Raw genomic sequence first — 5,690 nt, 5'->3', positions numbered from 1 at the left:
GCTGGGCTAGCGGGGATAGTCTGTGGAGCGAACGTAAGACCATAAACTCCTTGCGGGTGGAGGCTGTTGCTATGAAGCAGAAACCTAAGATGTGAATCTTAGGAATCACTGTGGCTTTAGCCCGGTGAGGATGTCAAGATCTCCCCAGACAAAAGCAGCTCAAATCTATTGAGCTGCTTTCGATCTTGCTCCCAGCAAGGTTAAAAAATGAGTGAGGGTTAAGAATGAACGAGGTCACAGGTTAACGGACAAGCAGCGTAGACCGGTTGAGTCTGTTCCGTCGTATTCCCGTGGAGCCAATGGAGCCACCGCACTTCGTCAGGATGGACTCCTTTGGCGGTTAAGATCGCCGCCCCCAAGAAAATTCCCAGCACATGAAACCCTGTGACCGTTCCCACCACAACCAACACTGCACTCATCGGCAGCAAAGATTGTAAGACGATCGCAGCCAACGCCGTCACCGTTGCCACCAAAACCAGCATGGGAAATCCAACCACCAACAAACAGACCGCCAGCGTAAAGCTCCACAGCAAGAAGCTTTTCGTGTGAGTCAAAGAATCGTGATGCCAAAGGGATTGATTATGTTGAATGCTTACCATGTTTTGTGACCTCTTGAAGTTCTCTTGGTAACAGTTAATTATTAACTTTTTAAAATCTTGCCTGTTAATAGGTAATTATAATGAAGCCACAGGAAATATGAGATTTTAGTAATCTAAGTTCACGGTGGAGCCATATTTGTAATATTTGTTCATCAAAAAAAGCACGGCTCAATCGCTCAAATCCTGATGAAACGGTGATTTTTGGTCTTTGTGGCGATCGCCTTTTTGTAACAGAAGATTACAATCACACCTGCACGACGTTGCCTCAGCCCTCCCAAAAATTGGAGTTATGTCACTTTTTGATCACACTCAATCCAGATCGAGCATGGTGCGATCGAGGCTTTAATCCCTAATCGAGTCACAGCGATCGGATGAGTCTCGCAGTATTCCCACAAAAACAGAGCCAAGACTGCAGTCTTGGCTCTGTTTTTTCAATTGAGTTGATGGTCTAACCTAACTCTGGTGAAGCCTAGCGGCTAGGGAGGAATGCCATGGGGTTCGTGGCACCACTACCGGACGGGTGGATTTCAAAGTGCAGGTGAGGCCCGGTGCTGAAGCCGGTGCTACCCATCAGCGCCACCTGTTGACCTTGTTCAACGCGATCGCCTTTACGCACCAACAGCTTACTGTTGTGGGCGTAACGGGTCATGCTGCCATCGGGATGACGGATTTCCACCAAGTTACCGTAGCCCCCAGAGTTCCAACCTGCGACCGTCACTTCTCCAGAAGCGGCTGCGTGGATCGGAGTTCCCGTCGGAGCGGCAATGTCAATCCCACGATGCATCCGACCCCAGCGCGGGCCATAACCAGAAGTCAGCACACCACGAGCGGGCCAAATATAGCCGTTAAACTCTTGCGGCCGGTCAGGCAGGTATTGATCACGCTCCTGTAAGGGCGGAATTTGCGGCTCAACACTCTGACCAGCGGGCAACTGTAGTAAGCGGTTGTAGCCGCGCCCCGAAGTGGGTGCAGCAGCCACGAGATCCGGTTGTTGGCTGGTTTGAGGGGCGGCTTCCGGTTGAGGTGCGATCACTTCAGGGTGGCTGGGCTTGCGCAGTTGTTGTTGACGCTGCCATTCCGGAGATGCCGGCTGTGCTTGGGGTTCTAGCGGAGTAACGCTAGGAGCGGATGCCGTTTGGGCCGTGGTCGGGGTTTGACGCTCCCGTTGGGCGCGGTATTCTTCGCGCATTTGCATCACTTCCTCTTTGAGGCGGCTGATGCGGTCATCGGGGGTCGGGTCGTTGAGTTGGGTTGCGAGGGTCGTGGTGTTTTGGGTGACCAACTCAGGAGCCGCAGCCGGGGCGATGGGGGCTGAAGCAATGGGGGTTGAAGCGATCGCATCTGCTGTATCGGTGGGAGATGCTACGCCCGGAATAATCAATTTTTGGGCGATTTGGAGGGTGCGAGGATCAGCAATGTTGTTATTCGCAAGAATGTCATTCGGGGTGACATTGTACTGAGCCGCAATTTCCGCAACGGTTTCACCAGACCGAACCGAGTGAACTGTTTGGCCAGGGTCTGCGCTGGCAATGATTTGGGGTTCTGTCTCAGCAATGACAGCGGCAGTTTTCGGGTTGGAGTCTTTTTCGACAGCTTCGATCGCCGTCAGCTCGTAGTCATCTTCGACGATGTCAGCAACGGCAACTTCCATCGGTTCAGCGACAGCCGCAACAACGGGGTTCGCAGCGGTATTAGCAGCGGGAATCACCAACGTCTGGCCGATGGATAACACGGTATCTTCGGGGAGATTGTTGGATGCTGCGATCGCATCAGCGGGAACGTTGTAGGACAGAGAGAGATCCCAGAGGGTATCGCCGTCCTGAATCCGGTGTTGAATGAGTGACGTTGATTGCTCCAATGGAGACATATCAACTTGACCCGCATCAGAGCGATTAAATGCAGGTTCAGCCGCAATAGCCTCATCCCCTTGGCTGGCAATCAGCACACCAGCTGTTGCACCCATGGAGATTGCAGCAAGTCCTAGCATGGCACTAGCACGGCGAGCCGTATCACTAGAATTCACTTTCTTGGGGGTTTGTACTTTCTTTTCCAACATTTCTGGTGAGCGAATGGAACTGGGAGGAACAGATTGGACGTTTTGTGTGAGTGAGCGTTTCAAAAACGACCTCCTGGACAGTAAAGAATGACTCTTGGTGAAACAGTAAGCGATGCACTGCTTTAGAGAGAAACCTCACTGAGTGTGAGCGTGACAACAATCACAAACGTTGTGTGATGTGTGTGATGTGTTGACGTAGGTAAGGTTACTCTGCTTTTCCAAATTAGACAAGTCAAACCTTGAAAATATTGATTTGAAAATGCGCTAACTGTAGATACGTTCTTGAGTTGAGAGCATTGACCCGGACAGTCATTCAAACCAGTTGAAGTGTAATCTAAGCGAACTTTGCGACTACGACAAGGCCATCCTCTTTGGGACGCGGCGGGATGAGAACACAACTACTGCGGTAAATGAATCCCCAAGCAAAAGACTGGAATCCTTTCCCCTCATAGCTTTTCGGGCCTATTTTTCGGACTGGCATCATGATTTGAGGCGGCTGACGGCTCAACCCCCCGCGCTTCAGAGGTGATAGAAATTTCTTATCAAATTGTTAAAACTTGGTAGCTTACAGCACTAAAGTCAGTTATGAGTCTGTCTTTCTTGTCGTAATTATACGGAGACTTGCGAACACTAAGAAGGGGTCCACCGTTCCCCAATGACCGGAAAGAGTGAGGCTGCACTCAATTGCCGGCCATCTATCGAGGGCAGCGGGATTAATCCGAAGAAAACCATTCAGGATCACGACTCTTCGGGGTTGTGGTTGGCGGCCAATCGTCCTCACCCGGCGCTGAAATCTGCAATGCTGAACCACCGAAAATGATGAGGTCTGGCGTAAGCGAGAGCAACGCTTAATCGCGATACGGTGATGAATGAGGCTATTGCAGGAGTCCCACCTGACGACGGGCTTCAAAGAGTCCGATCGCCACACTCACCGATAGATTCAAGCTTCGCACCCCCGGTTCTGCCATGGGAATGTAGACAGTGGCGGGACAGGCGGCAAGGACGGCCTTGGGCAATCCTTGGGTTTCACAGCCAAAGAGGAGCCAGTCATCGGCTTGGAATTGGAAGTCAGTATGGCTACAGGTTCCGGAGACACTAAAGCCGATACAGCGGCCGCCGCGCTGGGCTTGTACGTGATAAAACGATTCAATATCTGAATGGCAATGCAGTTTGACGTAGGGCCAATAGTCTAATCCGGCTCGCTTCAGGTAGCGATCGCTCAACTCAAAGCCCAAGGGTTCAATCAAGTGTAGCTCTGTCTTTGTGGCGGCACAGGTGCGGGCAATATTGCCGGTGTTGGGGGGGATTTCGGGATGGACTAAAACAACATGAGGCATGGCTAAGCTACTGTATCGCTGTGAATGGATGAAAGAATCGGCTCCGGGGCAATCGATTCGTTTTCCTGATAGCACCCGTGTACAGGGGATTGATTAGTTTTTGTGAAGTATTGTTGCATTAATGATTAATCCGGATCAATTCCTGATCGCATTGGGATTACACAGCCATTTCGACGCAGAGTTTTTCCTGTAATTCCAGTTCAGCTTGGGCCATGGCGGCGATCGCACCTTGCATAATCTGCTGGGGAGACTGCCCCTGCTCATACTGGGCTAACCAGCGCTGGGCCTCGTTTCCCTGGCTGAGAATCTTCCGCAAGGGAGAGAGGAAGCAGCTAAAACTCCGCTGCTTGGCGGTGGGCCACACGGTCTCATAAATTTGGTCGATCCAGTCAGCAGCCGTGAGCGATCGCCCATCTTGCCAATGGCGGAGGGTGGCGGCGAGGCTATGTTTCGCAGCGGCCTGTTCATTGGCGACGGTGAGGGCGAGGAGTTCATCGGGGGTGAACTGGCTTTGGGTGAGGGGATCGAGACGCTCATCGGTGAGGAGTTGGGTGAGGCGGGCTTCAAGGAAGGCGACGATCGCCAGGAGCGAAATCGGGTTGCTGACGAGATCACAGATGCGCAATTCAAGACGATTGAGATTGTAGGGGCGGCGATCGCCATTGGGACGCACGGAAACCCAGAGGTGGCGGACATTCTGCATTGTGCCGAGGCGCAATTGCTCCTCTGTCCAGTGGACGAAGTCGGCATGGCTCGTAAACAGGGGCACATGGTCGGGGGTTTGGGGAAACACGGCCCAGCGGGTGGAATGGAAGCCCGTCGGTTGGCCATCGAGGAAGGGCGAGGACGCACTCAGGGCCAGATACAGCGGCGCTTCAAGGCGAATGAGGCGATAGGCACGCATCAGGAGGTCAGGGTCATCAATGCCGATATTGATATGGACGCTGGCGGTGACGACGGTGGTGTGATAGGTCTGCTCGATGTAGGCGTGGTAGGGGTTGTTGGGGTCGGAGCGAAAGAATTGCCTGGTGTCGCCGAGGGAGAGAGTGCTACCGGGGTGGAGGGTATAGTCACCGTACCGGGTGACGTAGCGGCGGAGTTGTTGGCGGGGACGCACGAGGGCACAGAGGAGGCGATCGTAACCGCTAAACGGGGCTGTGGTGTATTCCACGTTGCGGCTATCGGGTTCGCGGACAAACCCCGCGAGATCCTGGACAATGTGATCGGACAGGCCCACGATGGTTCCGTCGGGATGTCCGGTGTAGAGTTCGATTTCACAGCCTTTGGAAAGCAGCACAATTGATCCGTCCTTGGGTGAATAATGGCAATTGAGTTCATTCTCAATTGTAGGGGGTGAGATCCCCCCTCTTGGGTTTCGGGTGGATGGGGATGGGGGGCGATCGCCCATCTCCGGCCGGGGTGCTCAGGATCGGGATCACCGTCTAAAATGAGATGGCATTGCCCACGAGTCCCCCGTGATGCAAAGAATCGTGATTGGAACTTATCCGGTGCAACTCGGTTCAACACCCTTAATCTCATTGCGCCTTGCCTTGTTTGTTTATCTTAAATGTGCAAAGAAGACTCCCACTATAAAGCGAGTCCGAGTAGAGTTACCGAAGGTAACGGCGGACATGCCTTTTAGTGGCGAGATGAATTTGCACCAACAAACAAATCGAGCGACAGCGAGTCCTTTAATTG

At 52.8% G+C, this 5,690-nt stretch carries 3 protein-coding genes and 1 pseudogene; all 4 read right to left on the bottom strand.

Annotation, left to right across the window (positions count from 1 at the left end; genetic code table 11):
• Nucleotides 1-218: 218 nt before the first annotated feature.
• The 4 genes and pseudogenes from PN477_RS19300 to gshA all read right to left on the bottom strand — a co-directional run bounded on the left by PN477_RS19300 (nucleotide 219) and on the right by gshA (nucleotide 5,289).
• A complete protein-coding gene (locus PN477_RS19300; RefSeq protein WP_072622499.1) occupies nucleotides 219-599 on the bottom strand; it encodes a hypothetical protein in 381 nt (126 codons plus the stop codon).
• Nucleotides 600-1,068: 469 nt separating this feature from the next.
• Nucleotides 1,069-1,521, bottom strand: a pseudogene (locus PN477_RS20970) (M23 family metallopeptidase); the annotation flags it as partial.
• A 2,009-nt stretch (nucleotides 1,522-3,530) separates the two neighbouring features.
• The gene (locus PN477_RS19290; protein ID WP_272121762.1) at nucleotides 3,531-3,992 is read right to left on the bottom strand and encodes a tRNA (cytidine(34)-2'-O)-methyltransferase; all 462 of its coding nucleotides are present in this window, start codon (nucleotides 3,990-3,992) and stop codon (nucleotides 3,531-3,533) included.
• A 157-nt stretch (nucleotides 3,993-4,149) separates the two neighbouring features.
• Nucleotides 4,150-5,289 (bottom strand): glutamate--cysteine ligase, encoded by a 1,140-nt coding sequence (gene gshA, locus PN477_RS19285; protein WP_272121761.1) that lies wholly within the window; start codon nucleotides 5,287-5,289, stop codon nucleotides 4,150-4,152.
• Between the last annotated feature and the right edge of the window lie 401 nt (nucleotides 5,290-5,690).

Origin of the sequence: Spirulina subsalsa CS-330 (assembly GCF_028330765.1) — a bacterium.
Classification (GTDB): Bacteria; Cyanobacteriota; Cyanobacteriia; order Cyanobacteriales; family Spirulinaceae; genus Spirulina; species Spirulina subsalsa_A.
This window is presented reverse-complemented; position numbering and strand designations above follow the sequence as displayed.